Genomic DNA, 26240 nt, shown 5'->3' with positions numbered 1-26240 from the left:
TATGTAAGCTTAAAACGTGTAAGAATCGTTTTGCAGAACCTGTTTGATTATGCTATATTGGGAATGTTCAAAAAACTTATAAATGAAGAGAGAAATGAAGAATAAGGGAGCTGGAGACATAAGATGAAGGTAGCGAAATTTGGGGGAACATCAGTCGCAAGTGCGGAGCAAATTAAAAAGGTAGCTTCCATTGTAGCAGAAGACAAAGAAAGAAAAATAATCGTCGTTTCCGCACCGGGAAAAAGAAGCAGTGATGATACAAAGGTGACAGACCTTCTTATCCACCTTGGTGAAACCTATTTAAAAAATGAAGATACGGAAAACGAATTACAAGCAGTCTTAAATCGTTATGAAGATATTGCAGAAGGGTTAGGTCTTGGAAAGGAAATCGTTGCGACGATCGAGGCAGATTTGCGTGAGCGTCTTCAGTTTGATCGTAATCGCCCTGGTGCATGCATGGACTTATTAAAGGCAAGTGGTGAAGATAACAATGCTAAATTAATTGCTACCTACTTCCAAAGCATTGGATTAAATGCTACATATTTAAATCCGCAAGATGCTGGTCTATTTGTTAGTGATGAACCAGGAAATGCACAAGTCTTACCAGAAGCATATGAGCACCTTAAAGCTTTACGTGATCGTAATGAGATAATTGTGTTTCCGGGATTTTTTGGCTATTCAAAAGAAGGATCGCTCGTAACCTTTTCACGAGGGGGATCTGATATTACCGGTTCCATTTTAGCAGCAGGCGTAAAAGCTGATTTATATGAAAATTTTACAGATGTTGATTCAGTTTTTGCTGCTAACCCTAATATTATTGATAACCCTGTTAAAATTAAAAAAATGACTTATCGAGAAATGCGTGAGTTGTCTTATGCAGGCTTCTCCGTGTTTCATGATGAAGCTTTATTTCCGGCGTTTAGAAATGGAATTCCTGTTTGCGTAAAAAATACGAATAACCCGTCCTCGTCAGGAACAATGATTATCGCTGAGAGAGAATACTTCATGAATCCAGTTATTGGAATAGCGGCAGATGAAGGATTTGCAACAATCTATGTTCGGAAGTATTTGATGAACAGAGAAGTTGGTTTTGGTCGCAAGTTGTTACAAATATTAGAGGACGAAGGATTGTCTTATGAGCATATGCCATCTGGAATTGATGATACTTCTGTAATACTGCGACAAGAGCAGTTAACAGCAGAAATTGAGGAGCGTGTCGTTTCAAGAATTCAAGAGGAGCTGCAAGTAGATGATGTGTATGTTGAACGTGATTTTGCTATGGTCATGATTGTGGGAGAAGGAATGCATAATACAATCGGAATATCTTCGCGTGCAACAGCAGCTTTAACTAGAGCAAATGTAAATATTGAAATGATTAACCAAGGGTCTTCTGAAGTAAGTTTAATTTTAGGGATTCATGCTTCAGACGCAGACCGTACAGTTGTTGAATTGTACCATGAATTCTTTGGTGGTGCAGACGAAACGGTCCAATAAAAAAGAATGAGTACGATCCTAACGGGTTCGGTATAGAGGTAGAAAACTAAAAAAGCAATAAAAAAAGTAGTCCAATTCACATAATGAATTGGACTACTTTTATTTGTTGATTTATGAGGATATTTAAGGTGGTTAACATATAAAATACTAACTATCCGTGGTCTAGCAGATTCTTATTGTTTAAGGTGTTAAACGGTCTGCTATTTGGGGAACAGTTGCTATACTATAATTTACAAGAGAATCTTGTTCAGCTAAAAGGGCAAAAAAAGTTGAATAAGCTATTGCCTTCATAAAACTGATGAAGGACAAAGCAGACCAGAAATGTAGGGAAAAAGTCCTTCATCAAGCTGATGAAGAAAAAAATAGAACAGAAATACAGGGGAAAGGTTCTTCATAAACCAATATGAATTATTTATATTTTGATTACCACTAGCCACTTCTTCAACGGATTGCGTTAGTTAAAGAAGCATTAAGTGATTTGACTATTAAGGCAATTTATATTAGTTATTCCATTAAAGGGAGCTTTTCTGAAATAAGGAAAGCGTCTTTCTTCATGAAAAGGGCCAGATTCTGGAATAAGACTTATTGCGCTAATGGTAGGTCATCAGTTGAGGAAGGGATTGCAAAATTACGTGTAGAAATAATCAATTATAAAAAGAGTAAGTCTGTGAAAGTGGTGACATAAATGAAAGGAATTCCACAAAGCGTAGCAAGATTGACAAATGGATACTCATGGGAACAAATTACAATTGGTCATTCAGATGTTATGACTTTTTTGTTGAAAGGCTCTACTTATAATCAATACCTTAAAATACAACCAAATAATTCTATAGAAAATCTGTATCATGAGAAAGAAAAATTAGAGTGGTTACAGGGGAAGCTTTCTGTACCAGAGGTTCTTTATTATGACAAGGATGAAGTAAACGAATACTTATTAATTACAGAAATAAAAGGTATTAACGCTTCAGATAAATCATATGAAGGAATTTTACCTTACTTAATGGAACTATTGGCATTAGGGCTAAAAACATTACATAGTTTAAGTATTGAAAGTTGCCCTTTTAATCAAAAATTGGATGTGAAAATTGAAGAGGCAAAAAGAAGGGTTGAAAATGGACTGGTTGATGAAGAAGATTTTGATGAAGTAAGAAAAGGTTTGAAAGCAAGGGAACTCTTTGAAGAACTTATTTCAAAAAAAACAATAAATGAAGATCTGGTCTTTACTCATGGTGACTATTGCTTACCAAATATTATTATTGATAAGGGGAAAGTAAGTGGTTTTATAGATTTGGGGAGAGCAGGAGTTTCTGACAGATATCAAGATTTAGCTTTGGCAATTAGAAGTATTACCTATAATTTTGGGAAGGAGTATATTCCTTTTTTTCTTAAGGAGTATGGTGTTAAAGAATTAGATGAATCAAAAATCTTTTACTATCAACTCATGGATGAGTTTTTTTAATTTAGTTAAATGATTGATGAGCTATTTTGGTAGCTCTTTCACATTTTTTAATATTCCGCAATTAGGCGCTTATCTATACAATAAGTGATCTAATTTAATGAAGTAAACAAGGAGTTTCAGTTGACTTCTTTAGTATATCAGCGTAAAATCTTTTTAAAAGAAACATGAACGGACAAACGATGTAGAGGAAGAGCAAGTACGTATCAGATTATGAGGTCCAGAGAGTCGGTGGTTGCTGTGAACCGATCCTCACCTGATACCGAATGGGCTTCTGAATCGCTTCGCTGAACCAATGAGTAGGCGTCGCCGGGTTTCTCTCTCCGTTACCAAGAGAGGAGTATCGAATGGAATTTTTTTTACCTTTCTGTACTAAAGAGTGAGTCGCTTTTTGCGATTAATAAAGGTGGTACCACGAGAACCTCGTCCTTTACTGGGCGGGGTTTTTTTGTATTTCTTAAAGGAGGTGATGGTCATGGAAGATGGTTGGTGGATCTCAAACACAAAAAATCTAAGCAAAATTATAAGGAGGATATTAAATGAAAGAGCGTGTATTAACAGGAGATCGGATTACAGGAAAACTTCACCTTGGCCATTACGTTGGAAGTCTAAAAAATCGAGTAGAGTTGCAAAATCAATACGAAACGTTCCTTTTACTTGCAGATGTACAGGCACTAACTACTCACTTTGAAAATCCAGAGTTGATCAAAGATAACTTAAGAAATGTGGCATTAGATTATTTAGCAGCAGGAATTAATCCAGAAAAAGCAACCATCTTTGTTCAATCCCTGATTCCAGAGATTGCAGAATTGACGACCTATTATTCCATGTTTATAACGGTGAATTCTCTTCGCCATAACCCTACGATTAAAGCTGAATCCAAAGAACGAGGTTACAAAGATATGTATTATGGTTTCCTTGGCTATCCTATTAGTCAGACAGCAGATATCACATTTTGTAAAGCGACGTTGGTTCCTGTGGGAGAAGATCAACTGCCTCATATTGAACAAACAAGAAAAATAGTACGTCGATTTAATCAACTTTATCAGCCTGTCTTAGTGGAACCGAAACCACTAGTGGGTGATGTCCCTCGTCTAGTTGGGCTTGATGGAAACAATAAAATGAGCAAAAGTATCGGGAATGCTATTCATTTAGATTCAACAAAAGAAGAGGTTAATGAGAAGATTAAAAAAGCGAAAACTGACCCTGCCCGAATTCATAAAATGGATCTCGGTCATCCTGAAGTTTGCCCAATCTATGCATATCATCAAGCATTTCGTAAAGAAGACTCCGAAGAGATTTATCAAAATTGTAAAAAAGGACAAATCGGATGTATGGAATGTAAAAGAAAGATCGCTCAAAGTATTAACGATTTGCTAGAGCTAATGAGAGAACGAAGAGTAGAGTATCAAAATAATCCCAAAAAGGTCGATGAGATTCTGGTGACAGGTACAGAAAGAGCACGTCTTGTGGCAAAAGAAACGATGCAAGAAGTACGAGAAGCGATGGGAATGAACTATTTTACCAATTAATTAGAGTTAACATAAATTTCAATTCAGATACTTTTATTTATCCCCTAGTATCAGCTACGTGGTATTACTCCAAATAAAGAAATATAATTAATCTTCCACAATCGGGCGCAATTCTGGAATAAGAATTGCGTCCCTTTCTTAATGAATAGGGCCATTTAATGGAATAACACTTGGCAGTTAAATTGGATATTTATGTTAAAATAATTAGAGATTGTGAAACATGTACTTAAAGTAACGAGGGAGGATAGTTTCACTAAGGGATTTATAGTTAGTTTATAAATACAATTATTTCAGGGGGGGATTTTATGCGAATTTTAACAATTATTTTCATTATTTTACTGCTCTTGTCAGGGTGTTCAAGTAAACCTTCTTTAGAATTAGTAAGCTCAACTGTTGAAATTAGAAATGACGAAGAAAGACTCGGAGGAATTGGTATTACTTCAGGAGAAGAGCAAGGTGGAATCATAGTACCTATTGCACTCAGTTATGATTTCGTTTTAAAGAATACTGGTAAAAAAACTCTTGGGGGAGCCGAAAAGCCAAATGCACAGACATATGAATTCGATGATGGAATAAAAGTTTATATTGAACCTAGTGAAAATTTGAAAGCTGTTTCAGAAGAAATAATGGGTGTTAATATTTTTATTTTTGATGAAGAAGGAAGACAGGTAGCGAAGTTAGGTACAGGGAAAACTGGTGTGCCTATTCTTGAACCAAATCAAGAAGGAGAATATACCTTTGATTTTATTTTAGGTGTGTTAGAAGAAAATCCTGAAATAAGACTTGCACCCTCATCAGAACAATTAGAAAAGTTGAAGGGATTTGCTATGGATGCAACTTTAATTGTTTCTATTAGCGATAAAGAAATCGCAAGTTTCGACCTGAGTAATTTTGATTAAGTTACCTTAAACACCTTTTTGATATACATTACTTTTATTCTTCAGCTAACGGGAGCGACGCTTGAACAGTGGGTATCGCTATTGTTAATCGACTAACGGTACAGAAGAGTTGAAGAGAGGTATTTATTAATTAAAACTAGAATTACTAAGTAAAGGAGAGGGTTTATATAAAAAAATGGATGTTTTGGACACTTGTATTAGGGATAATATTAGTCATTTTCGGCATAGTTCCTTTTGTTGTACCTTTTCCTAATAATAATCCGTTAAATTCAGGACCTGCTAATTTTTGTGAATTACTAATTTATTTGGCTTATGACGGTAAAACATGGCTCTTACCTACTGGAATAATACTTTTATTAATTGGTTTATTTTCCCTTTATAAGTTTAATCAGTAGAGTTTTCTTTAACTAAAGAATGCATTTCTTCAATAAGGAAACTTAAAATGATCTTCAGCAATCGGGCGCTTTTCTAAAATAAGGAAAGCGTCTTTCTTCATGAAAAGGGCCATTTAATTGAACAACACTTGGCAGTTGATTTGGATATTTATGTTAAAATAATTAGAGATTGTGAAACATTGTACTTAACGTAACGAGCAAGATAATTGAAAAAACATTAATCATGTTGGAGTTGTATTTTAAGGATGCTACAAGCTATGGAAAACACGACAATTAAGGGGAAGAAACTAAAAGTTAGTAAGGCACTAAAATAATCAGTTAACTTGGAGGACGGCTTTATTTGGGTAAGTCGTCTTTTTTTGTTCTAGGATGGCTATTGTATTGAACAATAGGTAAGTTTACCTGATGTTTTTATTATGACCATAAAAGTTATTCTTTTTGGTCATTCTATCATTCTACACGAAAAGAAGAATTTCTTTTCAGGCCCCATCACGGGATCCAGGACTATCCACTGTAATTTCCACTAATATGGAAGCAATCGACCTATTAAAACTCGCAGGGTAGGAAGCTGTAAAAAAAGAGAAGAAATAATATTAAGAAAATTCAAAATAATGAAGGGGTTCATTAAATTTTTGTCGAAATAAGTTTTTAAAGGGTATATCCTTTGCATATTTAAATTATAAAAAAATAGAAGGGAGGCACGTAAAGTGAAAGTTTCGGTTCCGAGTGATCATGATGTTTACCTTTTTCATGAAGGAAACCTCTTTCACAGCTACAAAATGATGGGGGCCCATATAGCAGAAAAAGATGGGCAAAAAGGTGTAAGGTTTTCTGTTTGGGCACCACATGCCAAACGAGTGTCAGTTGTAGGGGATTTTAACCATTGGAATGGAAATAACCATCCAATGAAACGGGTTGAACAGTCTGGTATTTGGAACTTGTTTATTCCAAATCTTCAAGACGGGGAAATTTATAAGTATGAAATTCATACACCAAATGGAGAAATTCTATTAAAAGCCGATCCATACGCTTTTTATTCTGAATTACGCCCGAACACAGCTTCCGTTGTTTGTAGTTTAGAAGGTTATAAGTGGAATGATTCAAAGTGGTTTACAAAAAAGAAAAAGAAAGATAGTTATCATCAGCCAATGCTCATATATGAGGTACATTTAGGCTCTTGGAAAAAGAAAGCCAACGGCTCATTTTATACATATCGTGAGCTGGCTGATGAGCTTGTCAATTATGTAAAAGACTTAGGATACACACACATTGAGATATTGCCAATACTTGAACATCCTTATGATCGTTCATGGGGATATCAAGTAACAGGTTATTATTCTGTTACAAGTCGGTACGGGACACCGCAAGATTTTATGTATTTCGTAGATAAATGTCATGAAAAGGAAATTGGTGTTATTTTAGATTGGGTACCGGCCCATTTTTGTAAGGATGAACATGGATTAGGAAAGTTTGATGGTACACCGCTTTACGAACCGACTGATGAACGAATGGCTGAACGAGTAAATTGGGGAACATACAGCTTTGATTACAGTAAACCAGAAGTGGTAAACTTTTTAATTTCAAATGCTCTATTTTGGATGGATGTTTATCATGTTGATGGTTTGCGTGTTGATGCTGTGTCTTCAATGATTTATTTAAATCATGAAGCAAATCATCAATTTGATGTCAAAAATCAGTTTGGCGGTTTTGAAAACCTAGAAGCAATTGAGTTTATCAAAAAGATAAATAAAGCCGTTTTTTCTCAATATCCCGATGCCTTAATGATTGCTGAAGAATCAACAGCATGGCCTAATGTAAGCGCTCCCGTGGATGCGGGAGGACTGGGGTTTAATTACAAATGGAATATGGGTTGGATGAATGACATGCTTCGATATATGGAAATAGATACGAGCCAACGTTCTTCTCATCAGAACTTGGTAACTTTTTCATTTTTGTACACATTTTCTGAAAATTATATTTTACCTTTATCACATGATGAAGTTGTTCACAGCAAACGCTCTTTATTAAATAAATATCCTGGTGATTATTGGAGAAAGTTTGCTAATTTGCGGGCCCTTTACGGATTTATGATAGCGCATCCCGGAAAGAAACTTCTTTTTATGGGTGGGGAGTTTGGTCAATACGATGAATGGAAAGATTTTACGGAGTTAGATTGGATGCTGTTAGATTATGACATGCATAAGAAAATGTTTGATTATGTGAAAGAATTAAACCATCTGTATAAAGAAACAAGAAGTTTATGGCGTCTTGATCATGAGCCGGAAGGGCTTGAATGGATTAATGCTGATGATCAGTCACAAAATGTGCTGACCTTTATGAGAAAAGGAAAACGAAAAGGTGATTATTGTATCATTGTTTGTAATTTCTCTGCAGATGTTTATCATGATTACCGCATTGGAGTTCCTTCACAAGGATTTTACGAAGAATTATTTAATAGTGATGCTGAGAGATTTGGAGGATCTGGTCAATTAAATCAAATGAAAATTAAAGTAGAAAAAGAGCCTTATCATAACCAACCATACAGTGCTTCTATCAAAGTTCCTCCATTTGGTGTCACAATATTAAGAAAAGTTACAAGGGTTCCAAGAAACGTATAAGAAAGGAGTTGACATAATGGTTAAAAAAGAAATGATTGCTATGCTGTTAGCTGGGGGACAAGGTACGAGGTTAAAAGATTTAACAACTAAATTAGCGAAGCCGGCCGTTCCATTTGGAGGAAAGTACCGAATTATTGATTTTACATTAAGTAACTGCAGCAATTCAGGAATAGAAACGGTTGGAGTTCTGACACAATATCAACCTTATATTTTAAATTCTTATATCGGGATCGGCAGTGCATGGGATTTAGACCGTAAGCATAGAGGTATTTCAGTATTACCGCCATATCAAGGACAAAAAGGCGGCGAGTGGTATAAAGGGACAGCAAATGCGATTTATCAAAATATCTATTATATCGATCAATATGATCCTGAATATGTTCTTGTTATTTCAGGCGACCACATTTATAAAATGGATTACTCTAAAATGTTTAAATATCATAAAGAAAAAGGAGCCGATGCGACGATTGCTGTATTAGAGGTGCCTTGGGACGAGGCAAGTCGATTCGGTTTAATGAATACAAATGCTACGAATAAAATAGTAGATTTTGAAGAGAAACCAAAAAATCCTAAGTCAAATCTCGCATCAATGGGAATTTATATATTTACTTGGAAAGTGTTAAAGCAATTTTTATTAGAAGATGAACAAAATGAACTTTCTTCAAACGACTTCGGAAAAGATATTATTCCTGCCATGCTTAATAAAGAGAAAAAGTTGTATGCTTATGAATTCCAAGGATATTGGAAAGATGTCGGCACGATTAAAAGCTTATGGGAAGCAAATATGGATCTTTTAAGTGACAATCCGGAGTTAGACATTAATGATCCAACTTGGAAGATTTACTCTGTAAATCCCAATCAACCACCTCAATATATTGCACCAGAGGCAAGGGTTAAACGCTCTCTTGTTAATGAAGGATGTCTAGTTTACGGAAATGTTGAAAACTCAGTCCTTTTTTACGGGGTATATGTTGGACTAGGTTCAACAATTAAAGAATCTATTATTATGCCGGACGTTAAAATAGGAGCGAATGTAACGATTAAGAAAGCTATTATCGCAAGCGGTACAGTAATTGAAGACGGATCAGTAATAGGAGATGACTCAGGTGAAATTACATTATTTGTGGAAGACCATCGGATTGCAGTAGATTCAACCGTAATAAGCCGTTAGCATAGAGAAAGTTTACAGGAGGAAAGGAGAATGTTTGATGGAGCGAATAATGGGAGTGATTAATTTAGGAAATGAAAAAGATTCACTGGGAGACTTAACAAAACACCGATGCCAAGCTTCTGTACCTTTTGGCGGTCGTTATCGATTAGTAGATTTTACTCTATCAAATTTTGTGAAATCAGGGGTGCGTAATGTTGGAGTATTTGCTAGAAATTATTATCGTTCCCTTCTTGACCATTTAGGATCAGGAAAAGAGTGGGATTTAGATCGCCAAAAAGATGGATTGTTTATTATGCCTTATTATTCAAATGAGTCATATAAAGGAGATATTCAGCATTTTTATGATAATCTTCCATATTTTGAGCGGAGTAAAGAAGAATATATTCTTGTCACACAAGGGAGTATTGTGTGGAATATTGATTTTAGGCATGTATTTGAAGAACATAAAAAACAAGGTGCAGATATCACTTTAATATATAAAGATTATATTCAGGAAGAGAAAGCGGTTTATCATACACTTGATGTTGATGAAAATGAACGTGTCCAAGCTGTAGATCTTGAGAAAATAGTCAATCAAGGGGACAATGTATTTCTAAATACGTATTTAATGAAGAAATCGTTGTTTATTGATTTAATGAAAGAAACATATGAGCAAGGAAACTATGATTTTTTTACAGATGCGATAAGAACTAATTTAGAAAGTTATCATGTTCAAGGGTTTCATTTTAAAGGCTATATGCCGTTTATTCATTCCGTTGAAAGTTTTTATAATCATAGTATGAATTTATTAGATGAAAATGTCCTGCAGCAATTATTTTATAACCATGGTTTTATTTATACAAAAGTAAATCATGGACCGCCGGCTAAATACTTACAAAGTTCACAAGTAGTAAACTCTCTTATTGCAAATGGTTGTTCGATTGCAGGGACAGTTGAAAACAGTATTTTATTCAGAGGTGTTAAAGTACACAAAGGGGCCATTATACGAAACAGTATTATTATGCAAAAAGGAGAAATTGGTGAAGGAGCTCTTTTAGAAAATGTTATTCTTGATAAAGATGTGAAAGTATCAAAGGACCGGATTTTAAAAGGTGATGAAATCCCTACTGTTTTTGCCAAATCAAGTCATCTTTAGATCATAGGAGTGTTTGAAATGAATGTATTATTTACAGCATCTGAAGCAGTCCCTTTTCTAAAAACGGGAGGTCTTGCTGATGTTATTGGTGCATTACCAAAAGAATTAAAAAAACAAGGTGTAAATGCACAAGTAATCTTACCGAAATATGGGAATATTCCAAAACAATTTAAAGAAAAAATGGTTCATAAAACGAGTATTACTGTTCCAGTTGGTTGGCGTAATCAGTTTTGCGGGATTGAGTATTTAGAGTTTGATGGCATTGCATTTTATTTTATTGATAATGAATATTACTTTAGACGTGGTGATGGTGTCTACGGGTTTTATGATGATGGAGAGCGATATGCCTATTTTTGCCGAGCTGTTCTGGAGGCAATGCCGTATTTAAGTGAAAAGCCAGATATAATACATTGCCATGATTGGCAAACGGGAATGATTAGTGTGTTAATGAGAGCCCATTTCCGAAATCATCCGTATTATCAAGGAATTAAAACGATGTTTACGATACACAATTTGCGCTATCAAGGGGTTTTTCCAAAGGGAATTCTTCATGATTTGTTAGATTTAAGTGAGCTTTACTATTATCCTGATGGTCTAGAGTTTTATGGGAATGTAAGCTTTATGAAGGCTGGGCTAGTATATTCAGACATCGTTACTACGGTTAGTCCGACATATGCACAAGAAATTCAGATGCCTGATTATGGTGAAAGGCTTGATGGTTTATTACGAAAACGAAGTCACGAGCTTAAGGGAATCGTAAATGGAGTCGATTATGCTCTTTATAATCCGGAGACAGATCCATATTTATTTTCAAACTATACAAAGTACTCGTACGAAGAAAAACGAATGAATAAACTTGGGCTGCAAGAAAAAGTTGGTCTTCCTGTAGACGACATGAAACCATTGATTGCTGTCATTACACGATTGACGGATCAGAAAGGAATTGATTTAATTCTCCATGTACTTCAGGACATCTTAGTTTTAGACTTACAATTAATCATACTGGGTACCGGAGAGAGAGAGTATGAAAACAGTTTAAAAGAAGCTGCATGGCAGAGTCCTAATAAATGCTCCGTTCACATTTATTTTGATGAAGGCTTAGCGCGTCAAATTTATGCAGCGTCTGATTTGTTTTTAATGCCATCTCAATTTGAACCTTGTGGCATTAGTCAACTATTGGCATTGCGCTATGGAAGTTTGCCAATCGTTCGAGAAACTGGGGGGTTAAAAGATACTGTACAACGATATAACCAAAATACAAAGGAGGGTGCTGGCTTTAGTTTTACAAATTATGATGCACATGACATGCTTTATACGATTAAGCAGGCGGTAGAACTTTATCATCAAGATAAAGATACTTGGTCAGATCTTGTTTGGAAAGCGATGAGTAAAGATTTTAGCTGGACTGCCTCAGCTAAGGAGTACAAGGAGGTTTATAGAAGCTTAATGAACCTCCCGCCACTTAGCTAACGCTTAAGTGGGGGATTCCTGCATAACTTCAATTTTCAAAGAACGTGTACTCAATAATTATATATTTTGATATGAATTTGTGTTCTGGAAGTGATGAAGATTCATCTCCTCCTTACTGTTGGGCTACGCTAGAAGCGGTACTCCTGCTTGGGTGATAATACCCTCAACTTCAAAAGGAGTTTCCTGTACGTTATCTCCAGGACAAGCTTCTTTAGCTTGGCATGAAGAGCACCACTATCCCATATAAAAATCGCATTATCAAAGTAATACAATATGTATGGAATTGGCTTATCGAAGTTCGCTAAGCCAATTTTTTGAAAAATAAGGAATAATTACAGAAGCTTTATTCAAAGGATGCTTTTGTATTATAAGGTTAACCAGATTTTACTGGTTGATCTTTTTTATGTAGGGCCTATTATATCAATAGCCAGGGTAGGACGAAGTGAGCCTTGGATGTTGAAGCATCCGGGTAAAGGACGTATAGTCATAGCCTACAATTTTAAGTTGCTCAGGTACATGAATATTGGTTTTTTGAGCGTGGGTGTACATGGCGTATGCCAACATCGTGTTTCTTTCCCGATATAGCCACTATTATTAATGACGCGTGACACAGTCGTGACGGACACGCCAGCCTCTTTTGCAACATCTTTTATACTTACCATAGTGATCTCCTTTGTATAAGAATTCCAAAACATATGGAAATGTTCTCTATTTTTAAATAGCAGAAAGTTACAGGAAAGAACAAGAAAAAGTATTTCGATTTCTAGATAATTCGATAAGGTCGTTAAAAGTGTAACATAAAAGTGGTAACGAATGACACGTGAATTCTCAGAATGGGATAGGGAAAATAAGGGGGATTATCTGTATTTTATGAATTTACAACATAGATTTATAGCGATTCACCTATATTAATGACAATGTCTACAAGAAAATATGGTAACGTATTCATGTTTTTATGGATTTTTCGCTAGAAAAAGTGAATTTATGAATAGTTAAAATAGATTTTTTTCTAATAAAAACCAATAATAACAAGGTTTTTTACGTATATAGTTATAAAATACTATGATTTAATTATATGGAAACGTTTGACATACAAGAGTTTGTGCCTGTATACTTTGTGTAAGCCCTTTCAAACAGATCTGTAAATTTCACATTTCCTTTGTAAGGTTGCTAGTTTTACAGATGAGATTTTTATCAATGGCGGCGAGAAGGTCATGACATCAAGGCTTTATCCGGGGCAAGCGTCTACTGGTATTAAGTTTTTCGCTCAAGGGATTGCTTTGATTAAAAGCTTGAAAAAATGGAACTTGCGTAAAAGTATTGGATTTGAAACAGCTCAAAACGTTGATTGTACGAACGTGTAAATGGGTAAACCATAGTTCGGCATGATGCCGTACTATGGTTCAATCATTTAGGTGTTCTAAATGATTGGTAGATATTGCTTTCATTTGCTTATTCACGTAATCATTTTCAAAAACGCTTACATGAAAACTCAAAAATGAAAGCGTTTCTATAGAATATTTTAAGGAGGAAGAGGGTATGAGAGAAAGGAAGTTCCGGAAATGGATCCTATTGTTTATGGCTGTTTTACTAGTTAGCCAGCCATTTTTGATGTATCCAGTTTCAGCTGAAACGCCTGTTCGTGATCAGTTTCCGACAGAAATTGAAAATCCTGGTTTTGAAACAGGAGATTTAACAGGGTGGACCGTTGTCCAAGGAGGTGCTTTTGGGCCGGAAAGTATATCTGATGAGAAGACGTGGTTGGATGAAGACATTCCATTTGATCAAGAAGGAGACTACTTTCTAAATGGATGGGCGTACCCTGAGCAGGAAACAGGGATCTTGCGTTCATCGACCTTTACGTTAGATGGGTCAGGCTGGATTACTTTTAAATTAGGGGGAGGTGTTGATCCTAAGCTTGTTCATATCAATATTTATGATGCCGATTCAAAGGAGCTCCTCGCTCAATACGGAAATACAAAGTTTTGCGATTGTCATTTCCCCAATACTGAAGAAGAAATGAACCTAGCAAATCTTGTACAATATAAAGCAGATCTAACCCCTCATCTTGGCAAAAATCTATATATAGAATTAGTAGATAATGCCGTAGAAGAATGGGGACTGCTGTTTGCAGATGCCTTCTTTACGTATTATGAAGAGGCTCCGACAGTTGGAGTAGAGGCTATTTCTTTGTACCCGGCAATACCTGAAGAAAAAGAGGCTCCCGAAGAAACAGAAGTACCAAAAGAGGAAGGAGCTGAAGAAGCAGTGCCTGAAGAGGAAGAATCACGAGAAGAAACAGAAGAAGAAACAAAAACACCAAAAGAAAATGAAACGAATGATAATATGCCTGGAGATTATTATGATGAAGCGTTTCGACCACAGTTTCATTTCACACCAGAAAAAAATTGGATGAATGATCCAAATGGAATGGTGTACTTAGATGGAGAATATCATTTGTTTTATCAACATAACCCGACCGATAAAGTATGGGGGCCGATGTATTGGGGTCATGCGATTAGTACAGACCTCGTTAATTGGGAGCATATGCCGATTGCTCTGTACCCAGATGAAAATGGCTTTATTTGGTCAGGAAGTGCGGTTGTCGATGAGAATAATACAAGCGGATTTGGCGATCGTAGCGGGCCGCCGTTAGTCGCAATCTTTTCGTATGAGTTAGGCAATGATAACCAAACGGTTGGTTTAGCGTACAGTAACGACAAAGGCAGGACATGGGAAAAATATGAAGGAAATCCTGTCATCGATATGCCGGAAGAAGCGAAAGTGACTAATGGCGGAGACGGTGTGTTCAGAGACCCAAAAGTATTTTGGCATGAGGAAAACAATGAGTGGGTCTTTGTCATCGCAAGCGGTAAACAAGTGGATCTCTATACGTCGCCAAATTTAAAAGAGTGGACAAAGGTCAGCCGCTTTGAAAACCCAGCGGTAAATGGAGATCTTGGTATATGGGAATGCTCCGATCTGTTGAAGATGCCGGTTGAAACGGAGAAGGGAATTCAGGAAAAATGGGTTCTCATTACAAGTGTGGCGAATGGTCCGACGGGTGGACAAGGAATCGGCTACTTTATTGGTGAGTTTGATGGCGAGAGTTTCATTCCAGATGAAGAGGAGATCAAGTGGCTTGACTATGGAGCCGATATTTATGCAGGTGTGACATGGAGCAACACACCAAATGATCGTCCGATCTTGCTTGGATGGATGAGTCCGCCAAAGTATGCGGGAGATACTCCAACTGATCCGTGGAGAAGTGCGATGACACTGCCTCGAGAGCTAAGACTAGAAACAACGGATGCAGGGATTCGCTTAGCGCAAGCTCCAGTAAATGAGTTAGATTCGTTACGCGGAGAAAACGTGAGCTGGACGAATGAGACAGTAGAAAGTACAAATACTCTATTATCCGAAATTGAAGGGGATACGTTAGAGATCATCGCAGAAATTGACCTTGAGCAAACGACTGCGAATGAAGTAGGCTTTCATGTAAGAAAAGGCGATTCAGAGTATACTGCGATTGGCTATCAACAGGATAAGAAAGAAGCCTTTGTCGACCGACGTCAGTCGGGAATCGTTGATTTCCATCCTGATTTTGCAGCCAAGCATACGGCTTCGTTAGAATCGAATAACGAGACGCTAAAGCTGCATATGTTTGTGGATCGTTCGTCTGTTGAAGTGTTTATTAACGATGGTGAGGTTGTCTTTACGGAACAAATCTTTCCTGATCCAAACAGCAAAGGGTTAGAATTGTTTGCGGATGAAGGCACGATTCATCTGAAGAATCTAGAAATCTATCAAGTCAATCGAGCTCATTTTACACCAGGTTATAAAAATGACTTTAAACGAAGCTATGGCTATGATCCTAGTGAAATTGATGTCGAGAGCTTACCGACAAACATTGAAAATCCAAGCTTTGAAACAGGGGACCTAACGGGGTGGATTACGCATGGCAGTGCCTTTAATGGGGTTGTATCGGATGAAACTCAATTTTGGGGTGGACCGTTTCAACAAGAAGGTACGTACCATGTGTGGGGTTTTGCAGGTGCCGACAATGATGACCGTTCAGACATCCGTACAGGGGTGATGAAATCGAGCTTATTTAAGTTAGATGGAAATGGAACTATTAGCTTCCTAGTAGGGGGCGGCCAAGATGAAAACAATCTCTACGTTTCATTGGTGAAGGCAAAAACGGGAGAAGAGTTATTTAAAACGACTGGCCGAAATACAGAGCAATACCGGAGAGTGTCATGGAATGCGTCCGAATACTTGGGGGAAGCGGTGTTTATTCAAGTCGTTGATCAGCATTCCGGCGGCTTTGGTCACATTAATGTCGACGACTTTCGTGTGCTGAATTCCAATGAGGATATCATACCGAACGAGATTGAAAATCCGGGCTTTGAAACAGGAGATTTAACGGGTTGGACCGTATTGGAAGGAACGTATGATGACGATGATGTAACATCAGAAGTCGATTACTGGCATCCTGAACCCATTAATAAAGCTGGCGAATACCACCTTTGGGGAAAAGATGATAAGACGGCAAAAATCAAATCTAGTCACTTTGTTTTAGCTGGTACGGGTGCGATTACCTTTTTAATCGGTGGAGGAAACGACCTTGAAAATCAATATGTTGCCTTAATGAGGGCCTCTGATGATCAAGAATTAATGCGTCAAACAAATGAGTGGTTTGATGATTCTGAGAACTACCACCGTGTTACGTGGGATGCCTCTAAATACATTGGAGAAGAGCTGTATCTGTTAATCGTCGATAACGATGATTCTGGCGACTGGTCCCATATTAATGTCGACGATTTTAACGTCTTGCATCATGGTCCTGTCTCCTATTGGTCCTTTGATGAAGGAGCAGGAACAAATGCCTTAGATGAAATCAGTGAAATCGAAGACCATATTGACTATATCTTTCATGATGCCGTGGACAAACCGTCATCCGATCCGCTTTGGAGAGAAGGGATTGTTGGCAGCGGTTTGCTGTTTGATGGGTATTCTACTTATATTGAAAGAGAAGCAAGTGAGTTTGCCCAAATCACAGATGCCCTGACGATTGAAGCTTGGGTTGCTCCAAGAGCATATGAATGGGGAAATGAAGGCAAAAAGTCGATGATTGTGAACCAGCATGATGCCAGCAAAAATGAAGGCTTTGCGTTAGGAATGGGCAGACATGGAAGCTGGTCGATCGAAGTTGGCATGAATGGGGAATGGATTGAGCTTTGGGCAGATAAAGATAAGCCGCTGGAAAAGTTTAAATGGTCCCATATCGTTGCCACATATGATAAAGAAAAGAGTGAGCTCACGTTGTATTTAAATGGTGAGAAAGTAGGAACGACCAAAACTCCGTTACATGCCAATATCACGCCATCCAATGAACCGCTTATTATAGGGAAGCATAATCATCCAGCCATTATCAATGGGACGTTTTCAGCAAATATGTTTAATGGCTTAATGGATGAAGTGAAAATTCATACTGCTTCCTTTAGTGCAGAAAAGGTAAGCGAAATTTACAAAGAATATGTGGACACATTTGAAAACGGTGAGCATCCAACGCCGAATGTAGCCATGGACCGCAGCCGTTTTGACGGAGACCGTCATCGTCCACAGTATCACTTTATTTCGCCTGAACATTGGATGAATGAGCCGCATGCGCCGTTTTATTTTAAGGGAAAATACCATATCTTTTATCAGCATAACCCGCAAGGACCATATTGGAACCATATTCACTGGGGACACGCCGTTAGTGATGATATGATCCACTGGGAGGATATGCCGATAGCCTTAGCGCCAGAAGGGGGTTCTGTGACCCCGGATGGAGTATGGTCAGGGGATGCGACGTTTGATGAAGATGGTCTGCCGGTGTTATTGTTTACCGCTGGTGATGATAGTAAAGTTCCTAACCAAATGACAGGTCTTGCAAGAAGTACATTTGCCAAAGACGGAGATATTAACTTGCCAGATTGGGAAATGAATGATGAGCCTGTAACGGTTCAAGCACCAAATTTACACGCCGAGGAAGGCGAAGTTTGGTACGGACAATTTAGAGACCCATATGTGTGGCAGGAGGGAGATACATGGTATCAATTAGTCGGTTCTGGGATTCGAAATGGCGACAAAAGTGTAGGCGGAACAGCGCTGCTTTATACGTCAACCGACTTAGAAAACTGGACATATGAAAAGCCGTTTTTGGTTGGGGATTACGAGAACTATCCTGAGACCGGACAAGTTTGGGAGCTGCCTGTATTCTTACCGTTAAAAGACGAAGAAGGACATGACACAGGCAAACATGTGTTATTAATTAATCCATGGTATGAAAGCTACAGCCCGCACAACATCAAATATGTCTGGCATTGGATCGGAACGTGGGATAAGGAAAACTTAGAGTTTACTCCTGATCACACGGAGCCGAGAATATTCGATAAGGGTGAGCATTTCACCGGTCCAAGTGGATTTGTCGATCATGATGGACGTTCGATTTTGTTTAGCATTGCTCAAGGCAGACGATCGGAGCAAGCACAGCATGATGCTGGTTGGGCTCATAATGCCGGACTGCCATTAAGCCTGACGTTGCGTGATAACAATCAACTTGGAATCGAACCTATTAAAGAGCTGCAAGAGCTTCGAATGGAGCAATTAGCTTCCTTTAAAAATACGAAGATCTCAAAAGCAAATGAGCTCTTATCAGATGTTCAGGGAGATCTATTAGAGATTATTTTAGAAGTAGACAATAAAAATGCGAGTAAATTTGGAATCAAAGTAAGACGCAGTGAAAATGGAGAAGAGGAAACACGGATCTATTATGACTACGAGAATTTCATGTATTCGATTGATCGAAACAAATCTAGTTTAGATCCCGATGTTCGGAAAGGAATCCAAGGAGATGTCATGGATTTGGATGGAGAAAATTTGAAACTCCACATTTACTTAGACCGATCAATGGTCGAAGCGTATGCAAATGGCTATAAGAGTCTGACATCAAGAGTGTACCCGACGCGCTCGGATGCGCTTGGACTAGAGCTGTGGAGTGAAAAAGGTGAAGTGAAGATTAAGTCAATGGAAGTGTGGGAGCTGGGTTCTGCTTATGGAGAAACGGTTCCAGCTTATTGGCCTGACGTGAAACAAGCTCCGGATTCGATTGACTTGCCAAATCATGATTTCCAAACGGGAGATTTAACGGGCTGGATCACAGAAGGCAATGCGTTTTCAGATGAACATATTACCGATCGTTACGATTGGGGCTGGGGCGGTCCGTTTAATCAAGCTCATACAGATGTTGATATGAACCATTATCATTATTGGGGTTTCCATCCTGATCAAGGAGGAGATGGGGCAACAGGGGTCATGAAGTCGCAAAACTTTATTTTAGGCGGCAATGGCCAAATTGACTTCTTAGTAGCAGGAGGAAACATTCCAGACCAGCTTTATGTCGCATTAGTGAGGGCGTCTGATGATGAATATATCATGAAAGCTACTGGTCACAACTCGGAACAATATCGCAGAGTGCGTTGGGATGCATCTGAGTATATTGGCGAAGAATTGTATTTGAAAGTAGTGGACCAAGCAACAGGCGGTTGGGGACATATCAACTTCGATAACGTAAATGTTCCAGTTGACCCGAGTACTCAATTTGATTTAACTGGTTTAGAAGAAAAGCAAGTAGAAGAACAAGGAGAAGAGAAGAAAGAAAAGCCAGGAAAGGGAAAAGGGATTTTTCAAAACATACTAGAACGTATTCCATTCCAGTTTGACGTACCAAAAGGAAATAAGTAGCAAGCAGCATAAAAAGCTGGAGAAGTAAGCAGTGCCTTACTTTTATGATGTGAAATGGATGATCGGGGATGAAAAGGAATAAATAGAAGAGAGAAAGATTTTTGTTTTTCTATCCGAAAGAAGTTTCACAATCGGGCGCTTTTCTGAAATAAGGAAAGCGTCTTTCTTCATGAAAAGGGTCATATTTTGGAGTAGGACTAATTGAACTAACTGTCAGGAAAGTTGAAGAATAGATTGGATATTTGTGGTGAAATATTCCATGTTTATGGGTTGGGTATTTTATAGATCATGTGCCTTTGGTAAAAAGCTCAAATAAGGTATTTTAGATGACAAAGGAAACAGTATAAAATTTAATATAGTAGCTATGACACCATTACTGTTTCCAATATCAATTGGGGGCACTATCAACTTAAAGAGTTAAAAATCGGGAGACCATTTCCTTTTATTCAACAGGATCCTTCCAGTATTTTAATATCCTAAATATGACTATTTTCCATGCTAATCGAAATACCTTTCCGACTGCAGATCTTGTAGATCACTTGATTTCGGGTCATGACACCAGGTGTTTTTAAACCGTTGTATCCTTTCAACAAGCATACTAATAATACTACCAGTAAAAGCACTTTTTATGACATCCGATGGATAATGCAATCCTAACCAAATTCGCGAAAAGCCTGTAATAATAGAAAAAGCTGTCATGATCGTACCAAGGAAACGATCACGGAATAGAATAGAGGTCGATACCGCAAATACTAGTAAAGTATGCTTACTTAAAACGGTTGAATCATTTTTTGAAGGAAGAAGAATACCCACTCGATGCTTCATGTAAGGACGTGGTTTAAAGCAAAACGCTTTAATAATTGTATTAATCAAGATTCCAACCAGAACTGAAATCAAAACATTTACGGTCATTTTTTTGTTTTTAAACCACGTGAATACGAGCACACCCATATATACATATCGTATTTTATTTGAAATAAAAATCATAAGCGCATCTAATGGGGGAAAGTGGCCAGCAAGTCGATTGATCGCTTTGAATATTTTGTAGTCCATGATGTTCTCTCCTTAAAAATAGATAGTCATACTTTTCCCCAACTGATTTTTAACATGTAAAAAGATCAATTAAACATTTACAATTTAGTTGAATAAGAAAAATAATTTAATTAATTAATTAAATTTTGGCTTGTTCTTTTGCTTTTTTATGCGTAGATAATATTTTCATTAAAGCGAAGACATAAAGGGGAGGACTATGGAAATCACTATTAGACAAGTAGATAGGCAAGAAGTTTGGGAATTGAGGCATAAGGTTATGTGGCCAGATATGCCCTTTGACTATATAAAATTGGAAGACGATGATTTAGGTATTCATTATGGTCTTATTAAAGGGGATATATTGATATCTGTCATCTCACTTTTTATAAAAAGTTTGGTTTACAAGTGACAAACTCCAGTTTTATAAAAGAAGGGAAATCCTACGTTATAATGGAGAAATTTTTGTAGTCAATGATTAAAGGGTAGATAGCTTAAGAATCACTCTAAGTAATGGGAGCTTTCTTCAATAATGCAACATAAAATGATCTTCCACAATCGGGCGCTTTTCTGAAATAAGGAAAGTGTCTTTCTTCATGAAAAGGGCCATTTAATGGAGGAACAGGTTCTATTTGTTGTTATAAAAAATCTCTACTCAGGGGATATTTTTATGTTAATTATATATTGACACTCGATATATTATATCTCATACTATGGGTAACGATATGTTGTCAGTCGATATATTGGAAGTCATTATATTTTAGGGGTGATAGCTATGAATCCTTTATCTGAATCTACATATTTAGTTTTATTAGCCCTATATCATGAACCTTTGCACGGTTACGGAATTATTAAAAGTATAGAAAAAGTTAGTGAGGGTGCCTATATTATAGCCCCCGGAACTCTTTATGGGGTTTTGAAAAATTTGCAGAAACAAGGGTTAATTGAAACAGTAAAAGAAGAAAAAAATCACCGCAAAAAGAAGACATACTGTATTACAGAACAGGGCAAAGAGACATTACGAGCAGAGTTTCATCGATATGAAAATATTATTTTTTTTACGAAAAAAATAATGAAAGAAAAGGAGCTTTGAAATGTTTAAAAAAAACACTGCAAAAAAGAAGCACAAATTCAAAAAGTTTACTAATTTTGCTGATGAAGAACGTTGGTTACAAAATATGTTACAAGATGGTTGGATACTTGAAAAGTACGGATACGAGGATGAAGATGGTTGCACGTATGTGTTCAAACCCATTGAAAATAAAGAACAACAAAATATTATTTATAAAATTGACTACCGGGAGTTTGATAAAAAAGAAGATTTCCTAGAATATAAAGCTATTTTTGAAGATGATGGATGGACGGTACTTTCGAAAAATAAATGGTATTCCAAACATATATTTTGTGCGGAATCAAGAAGTTCAAACCTGGATATTTTCTCTGATACAGAATCTTATAAAGGACGAGAAAAGCGAAAGATACACAATTCCCTTATATCAGCTATTACTGGTTTTGTTGGTTTTACAATCTTAACAATTCTTTATGGCATATTTGAAAAACCTGTTTTTGGAGGAGTGGGACTTCTTTTCTTAATTTCCAGTTTGAAATTTATGGTCGATTACTTTAGACATAGAAAAGCTCTTAGATCACTAGTGTAATTTAAGCATTATTACACATGTTATTCTTTTTGTAGATTAATAAAGTGGATCAAAGTGATTTTATTCACCAATCGGGCGCACAAATTGAACAAGTGAGCAAGAGTTGAGCAACAAGTAATGTTGACTCAGCTCTTTTTATTTAATTAATGGGGCAGTAGAGTTGAACAAGAGAAAGGGGTTTTAAGTACATTTGTGGAATTCGTAATAAATGTAAGTAACCGACACTTTCAAAGAGGGGGGAAATTGTTGAGAAGATTTATTATATTTTTAACCGCTATGTTATTTGTGATTCCAGGTTGTAACACTACTGAAAAAGTGGAGGGAAATGTACAGATAGCGAATGATTACTTAGAAGAACACGGATATAATGTTTTACGCCATATAAATGAGGATAGTTTTTTATTGACCGAAGGAATGGTTAGTCAACTTCCAGATAAATTGAGCTGTTCAGTGCAAGAATTCACTGCAAGTGATCATATTGGTAAGGAAATGGTAGTGGAATACTTCAGCATCAGTAACCATCCTTTTGATATTGAACATGAAGAAACAATGGTATCTGTTATTATTTCAGATGGAAAAGCGATTGGGGGAAACTCTTACAATCCTGTTGAAAAAGGTATGAGAGGAGAAAACGGAATATTTTCTTTAGATGGAAGTAAACAATATTAGATTAATAATCATTTGTTATTGAACAATCGGGCTTTTCTGAAATAAAGGAAATGGCCTTTCTTCTTGAAAAGGCAGGTTTATTTAAGAATTTATTTACTATGAAGGGGTTTTGTAATGAAGTTGAGAGTGTTTTTGGGTATTTTTCTTTTAATTATTTTGACGGCTTGTTCAGCATCCGCACAAACTGTTGTTTCTGATAAAGCAATCTTTTATGGCGAGGGAGAATATTGGAAAGTTAAGTACATTTTTAATTCAGAACTATATGATGATGAAAAAGTAAATTGGGTTGAACTCGAATTGAAAGATTTAGAGCTTTCTGAGGAAGACATAAACAAAATTGATATCGAGATTGAAAGTAGGGACAGTTTGATTACAGGAAATGTAGGGGAAATGGAAACAAAAATTGAGGGTAACGTTATTTCATTTTTAATTGGTACTGTTAATTTTGAGACATATAAAGAGGATAAATTTAAAATTACGATAAAATTCAAAGATAAACAAGATGTAATCAAGTTAAAGTTATAACGATGATCTCATGTTTTTGTTACTCCGTTATCGGGCGCTTTTCTGAAATAAGGAAAGCGTCTTTCTTCATGAAAAGGGTCATATTGTAGAGGAACGTTATCACGTACTCATGTAAAAAAGTAATTGAGATTATGAAGGTTTAGCATTATTAGATACAACAATAATTATAGCAATGATAAACTGGTCATAATATTCTTAGGGAGATGTATATGAATAAATTTTGGAGAGTGCTAGGTTCTTTTATTATCTCTTTATTCGCAATTTTACTTAGTCTAATATCCAATACTGATCTTGTTAGTGGTGGACGTACAGGCTTAAAAACAGAGAAAATCGAAAAGAATATAGAAAAATTAAAACAGTTCTCATGGTTTGAAGAATTGTATGAAAACGAACAACATCATCGCTCTTTTTTTGTAAGCCTAAAAGTCAGAAAATATTTAGAAAGTTCTATTCGTGTATACCGACTTAAAAGGAGTAAGAGGGAACAGGAAAAGTTTATTCATTTATTAGAAGAAGTAGCTGAACTTCGTATAAAGAAAAAGTAGAATAGTTTATTCCACAATCGGGCGCTTTTCTGAAATAAGGAAAGCGTCTTTCTTCATGAAAAGGGCCAGATTGTGGAGTAACATATATTAGGTAGTAGACTAAATACTGCGCAGCAAAAAAGCCGGCGATTACCAGATTTTCCAAAATCGAATTACTCAATTGTATCCCAATGAGGATTCCAAACTACTTCCCATAAGTGACCATCTGGGTCTTGAAAGTGACCTGAATATCCACCCCAAAAAGTGTCGTGAGTGGGATCAGTTATAGTTGCTCCTGCCTGTTTTGCTTGTTCCATTATTTCATCAACTTCGGCTTTACTATTATCATTGTGACCTAATGTAAATTCGGTAGTGCTTGGTGCAGATAAGGAAACTTTTGCTTCATGAGCGATATCTTTTCGATTCCAAATGGCAAGTTTTAATCCAGGTTGTAATTCAAAAAAAGCAACTGCGCCATTTTCAAATTCTTCACCGATTATGCCTTCTGTGGGAAGACCAAGACCATCACGATAAAAAACTAAAGATTTTTCTAAATTATCTACACCTAAAGTAATTACAGTAACTCGTGGTTTCATAAAATGGGCCTCCTAAACTGATTTTTAAGTAAATTATATCAGTTTATGATTAGGAGAAAAATTAAAGAATTATGCACAGTACAACGATACTATTCAATAGAAAAAGGATCTTCAGCAATCGGGCGCATTTCTGGAACAAGAAATGTGCTCTTCTTCATGAATTGTGCCATATTGTGGAGCAATGCCTTTAAAGAAAAGTTGAGGAACAAGGAATTATCAGGTTGTACTTTAGTTATATAAAGTGATAAAGCGCCAAAGTTACAAACCAAAAGGAGAAGGTATTTATGATGGTAGAGCTAAAGTATTTTGAGCGTTCTGATTTCAAACAACTTATCAAATGGATTGATTCACCTGCATTCTTACTTCAATGGGGAGGTCCAGGGTTGGATTCCCCCTTGAATGATACTCAATTAAAAAAGTACATTGAAAATGCCAATAATGAAAACGCAGAAACTATGGTTTATAAAGTAATTGATAATGAAACTGGTGAAACTATTGGTCATATCTCTTTGTATAATATTGATAGAAAAAACAAATCTGCAAGAGTTGGAAAAGTATTAGTCGGTGATAAAAACACAAGAGGTAAAGGACTAGGTCAGCAAATGATTAAGGAAATTCTTAAAATCGCATTTGATGAACTTCAACTACATAGAGTTAGACTTGGGGTATTTGACTTTAATGTTTCTACTATTGCCTGTTACGAAAAAGCAGGATTTATAAAAGAGGGTTTACTTCGAGATTTAAGAAAAAATGGTGATGAATACTGGAGTTTATGGGAAATGAGTATTTTAGAAAACGAATGGTTTTTATAAGAACGTTTTATTTATTTTCAATATCTTGCCTAATACCTTCTGCTTTTGCAAGGTAAAATCTATATTCTTGACTTTGCTTCTCTTGGGCTATTACCAAAAATTCAATAAAATCACCAAAATTGAATTTAGGAAATTTACCACTTCCAAATATAGTTGTGAATTTCACCATTTACTTGAAAAAACGCTTCTCCACGAAGAATAGAGAAGGCTAAGAAATATACTTTCTACACGCGATGATGGCGGCACCTGTATGCTGTCTCCCAGCGGTCGTATATAAATATTAAAGTTAAGGGGACGATGTAACGCAAGGCCATTAATAAGTGGTTCCATTTATGAAAAATCAACCAGCCTTTACTGTAAGCAAATAAAGAGAAGAAAATGCCTAAACTAGCAATCATAGCAAGTGCTAGCGGTTTTGCCCAATTACGGATTCTAGGTAAAATGAGTGCACAAATTATTGCTAAGA

General features: G+C 36.6%; 20 protein-coding genes, 1 pseudogene and 1 other annotated feature. Of the genes and pseudogenes, 17 read left to right on the top strand and 4 right to left on the bottom strand.

Annotation, left to right across the window (positions count from 1 at the left end; all coding sequences use genetic code 11):
- The first annotated feature begins 123 nt into the window (after positions 1-123).
- The 8 genes from SAY88_RS19055 to glgA all read left to right on the top strand — a co-directional run bounded on the left by SAY88_RS19055 (position 124) and on the right by glgA (position 12170).
- Positions 124-1494 carry an aspartate kinase gene (locus SAY88_RS19055; protein ID WP_332633740.1) on the top strand — a complete coding sequence of 457 codons (1371 nt, stop codon included), beginning with the start codon at positions 124-126 and terminating at the stop codon, positions 1492-1494.
- A 685-nt stretch (positions 1495-2179) separates the two neighbouring features.
- The gene (locus tag SAY88_RS19050; protein ID WP_332633739.1) at positions 2180-2953 is read left to right on the top strand and encodes an APH(3') family aminoglycoside O-phosphotransferase; all 774 of its coding nucleotides are present in this window, start codon (positions 2180-2182) and stop codon (positions 2951-2953) included.
- 173 nt (positions 2954-3126) lie between these two features.
- Positions 3127-3384 (top strand) — a binding site (T-box leader).
- A gap of 105 nt (positions 3385-3489) precedes the next feature.
- Positions 3490-4482 (top strand): tryptophan--tRNA ligase, encoded by a 993-nt coding sequence (trpS, locus tag SAY88_RS19045; RefSeq protein WP_332633738.1) that lies wholly within the window; start codon positions 3490-3492, stop codon positions 4480-4482.
- A 305-nt stretch (positions 4483-4787) separates the two neighbouring features.
- Positions 4788-5381, top strand: coding sequence for a hypothetical protein (locus SAY88_RS19040; RefSeq protein WP_332633737.1), 594 nt, complete (start codon positions 4788-4790; stop codon positions 5379-5381).
- A 1102-nt stretch (positions 5382-6483) separates the two neighbouring features.
- Positions 6484-8394, top strand: coding sequence for a 1,4-alpha-glucan branching protein GlgB (gene glgB / locus SAY88_RS19035; protein ID WP_332633736.1), 1911 nt, complete (start codon positions 6484-6486; stop codon positions 8392-8394).
- 16 nt (positions 8395-8410) lie between these two features.
- On the top strand, positions 8411-9565 hold the full coding sequence (locus tag SAY88_RS19030) for a glucose-1-phosphate adenylyltransferase (RefSeq protein WP_332633735.1): 1155 nt from the start codon (positions 8411-8413) through the stop codon (positions 9563-9565).
- Between the two features lie 37 nt (positions 9566-9602).
- Complete coding sequence (gene glgD / locus SAY88_RS19025) at positions 9603-10700, top strand: glucose-1-phosphate adenylyltransferase subunit GlgD (RefSeq protein WP_332633734.1); 1098 nt, start codon at positions 9603-9605, stop codon at positions 10698-10700.
- Positions 10701-10718: 18 nt separating this feature from the next.
- Entirely contained in the window at positions 10719-12170 is a 1452-nt protein-coding gene (gene glgA, locus SAY88_RS19020; RefSeq protein ID WP_332633733.1) for a glycogen synthase GlgA, read from the top strand.
- Positions 12171-12733: 563 nt separating this feature from the next.
- Here glgA and SAY88_RS19015 read toward each other — a convergent pair.
- Positions 12734-12832, bottom strand: a pseudogene (locus tag SAY88_RS19015) (LacI family DNA-binding transcriptional regulator); the annotation flags it as partial.
- A gap of 483 nt (positions 12833-13315) precedes the next feature.
- Here SAY88_RS19015 and SAY88_RS19010 point away from each other — a divergent pair.
- Together SAY88_RS19010 and SAY88_RS19005 are read left to right on the top strand one after the other, a co-directional pair.
- Positions 13316-13534, top strand: coding sequence for a GH32 C-terminal domain-containing protein (locus SAY88_RS19010; protein WP_332633761.1), 219 nt, complete (start codon positions 13316-13318; stop codon positions 13532-13534).
- A 175-nt stretch (positions 13535-13709) separates the two neighbouring features.
- Positions 13710-19961 (top strand): GH32 C-terminal domain-containing protein, encoded by a 6252-nt coding sequence (locus tag SAY88_RS19005; RefSeq protein WP_332633732.1) that lies wholly within the window; start codon positions 13710-13712, stop codon positions 19959-19961.
- 498 nt (positions 19962-20459) lie between these two features.
- On the opposite strand, the gene SAY88_RS19000 is transcribed toward SAY88_RS19005, so the two are convergent.
- The gene (locus tag SAY88_RS19000; RefSeq protein ID WP_332633731.1) at positions 20460-21014 is read right to left on the bottom strand and encodes an undecaprenyl-diphosphatase; all 555 of its coding nucleotides are present in this window, start codon (positions 21012-21014) and stop codon (positions 20460-20462) included.
- A 196-nt stretch (positions 21015-21210) separates the two neighbouring features.
- Between SAY88_RS19000 and SAY88_RS18995 the strand changes: the two genes are divergently transcribed.
- The 6 genes from SAY88_RS18995 to SAY88_RS18970 all read left to right on the top strand — a co-directional run bounded on the left by SAY88_RS18995 (position 21211) and on the right by SAY88_RS18970 (position 24387).
- Positions 21211-21402 (top strand): hypothetical protein, encoded by a 192-nt coding sequence (locus SAY88_RS18995; protein WP_332633730.1) that lies wholly within the window; start codon positions 21211-21213, stop codon positions 21400-21402.
- A gap of 363 nt (positions 21403-21765) precedes the next feature.
- Complete coding sequence (locus SAY88_RS18990) at positions 21766-22083, top strand: PadR family transcriptional regulator (RefSeq protein WP_332633729.1); 318 nt, start codon at positions 21766-21768, stop codon at positions 22081-22083.
- A gap of 1 nt (position 22084) precedes the next feature.
- Complete coding sequence (locus SAY88_RS18985) at positions 22085-22648, top strand: DUF2812 domain-containing protein (protein ID WP_332633728.1); 564 nt, start codon at positions 22085-22087, stop codon at positions 22646-22648.
- Positions 22649-22894: 246 nt separating this feature from the next.
- A complete protein-coding gene (locus SAY88_RS18980; RefSeq protein ID WP_332633727.1) occupies positions 22895-23317 on the top strand; it encodes a hypothetical protein in 423 nt (140 codons plus the stop codon).
- A gap of 114 nt (positions 23318-23431) precedes the next feature.
- Complete coding sequence (locus SAY88_RS18975; RefSeq protein ID WP_332633726.1) at positions 23432-23842, top strand: hypothetical protein; 411 nt, start codon at positions 23432-23434, stop codon at positions 23840-23842.
- Between the two features lie 209 nt (positions 23843-24051).
- Positions 24052-24387 (top strand): nitrite reductase, encoded by a 336-nt coding sequence (locus SAY88_RS18970; RefSeq protein WP_332633725.1) that lies wholly within the window; start codon positions 24052-24054, stop codon positions 24385-24387.
- Between the two features lie 152 nt (positions 24388-24539).
- Here SAY88_RS18970 and SAY88_RS18965 read toward each other — a convergent pair whose 3' ends face one another.
- On the bottom strand, positions 24540-24962 hold the full coding sequence (locus SAY88_RS18965; RefSeq protein WP_332633724.1) for a VOC family protein: 423 nt from the start codon (positions 24960-24962) through the stop codon (positions 24540-24542).
- 287 nt (positions 24963-25249) lie between these two features.
- Between SAY88_RS18965 and SAY88_RS18960 the strand changes: the two genes are divergently transcribed.
- A complete protein-coding gene (locus tag SAY88_RS18960) occupies positions 25250-25774 on the top strand; it encodes a GNAT family N-acetyltransferase (RefSeq protein WP_332633760.1) in 525 nt (174 codons plus the stop codon).
- A gap of 224 nt (positions 25775-25998) precedes the next feature.
- Here SAY88_RS18960 and SAY88_RS18955 read toward each other — a convergent pair.
- Positions 25999-26240 (bottom strand): hypothetical protein (locus tag SAY88_RS18955; protein ID WP_332633723.1); only part of this gene is annotated, 242 nt, incomplete at its 5' end.

The sequence above is a fragment of the Halalkalibacter flavus genome, from assembly GCF_036663575.1.
Taxonomy (GTDB): Bacteria; Bacillota; Bacilli; order Bacillales; family Bacillaceae_D; genus Halalkalibacter; species Halalkalibacter flavus.
This window is presented reverse-complemented; position numbering and strand designations above follow the sequence as displayed.

Excerpts from the sequence above, each read along its gene's own strand:
- SAY88_RS19055 (WP_332633740.1), top strand. The coding sequence starts at position 124 with ATGAAGGTAGCGAAATTTGGGGGAACATCAGTCGCAAGTGCGGAGCAA.
- SAY88_RS19050 (WP_332633739.1), top strand. The coding sequence starts at position 2,180 with ATGAAAGGAATTCCACAAAGCGTAGCAAGATTGACAAATGGATACTCA.
- trpS (WP_332633738.1), top strand. The coding sequence starts at position 3,490 with ATGAAAGAGCGTGTATTAACAGGAGATCGGATTACAGGAAAACTTCAC.
- SAY88_RS19040 (WP_332633737.1), top strand. The coding sequence starts at position 4,788 with ATGCGAATTTTAACAATTATTTTCATTATTTTACTGCTCTTGTCAGGG.
- SAY88_RS19030 (WP_332633735.1), top strand. The coding sequence starts at position 8,411 with ATGGTTAAAAAAGAAATGATTGCTATGCTGTTAGCTGGGGGACAAGGT.
- glgD (WP_332633734.1), top strand. The coding sequence starts at position 9,603 with ATGGAGCGAATAATGGGAGTGATTAATTTAGGAAATGAAAAAGATTCA.
- glgA (WP_332633733.1), top strand. The coding sequence starts at position 10,719 with ATGAATGTATTATTTACAGCATCTGAAGCAGTCCCTTTTCTAAAAACG.
- SAY88_RS19005 (WP_332633732.1), top strand. The coding sequence starts at position 13,710 with ATGAGAGAAAGGAAGTTCCGGAAATGGATCCTATTGTTTATGGCTGTT.
- SAY88_RS19000 (WP_332633731.1), bottom strand. The coding sequence starts at position 21,014 with ATGGACTACAAAATATTCAAAGCGATCAATCGACTTGCTGGCCACTTT.
- SAY88_RS18995 (WP_332633730.1), top strand. The coding sequence starts at position 21,211 with ATGGAAATCACTATTAGACAAGTAGATAGGCAAGAAGTTTGGGAATTG.
- SAY88_RS18990 (WP_332633729.1), top strand. The coding sequence starts at position 21,766 with ATGAATCCTTTATCTGAATCTACATATTTAGTTTTATTAGCCCTATAT.
- SAY88_RS18985 (WP_332633728.1), top strand. The coding sequence starts at position 22,085 with ATGTTTAAAAAAAACACTGCAAAAAAGAAGCACAAATTCAAAAAGTTT.
- SAY88_RS18975 (WP_332633726.1), top strand. The coding sequence starts at position 23,432 with ATGAAGTTGAGAGTGTTTTTGGGTATTTTTCTTTTAATTATTTTGACG.
- SAY88_RS18970 (WP_332633725.1), top strand. The coding sequence starts at position 24,052 with ATGAATAAATTTTGGAGAGTGCTAGGTTCTTTTATTATCTCTTTATTC.
- SAY88_RS18965 (WP_332633724.1), bottom strand. The coding sequence starts at position 24,962 with ATGAAACCACGAGTTACTGTAATTACTTTAGGTGTAGATAATTTAGAA.
- SAY88_RS18960 (WP_332633760.1), top strand. The coding sequence starts at position 25,250 with ATGGTAGAGCTAAAGTATTTTGAGCGTTCTGATTTCAAACAACTTATC.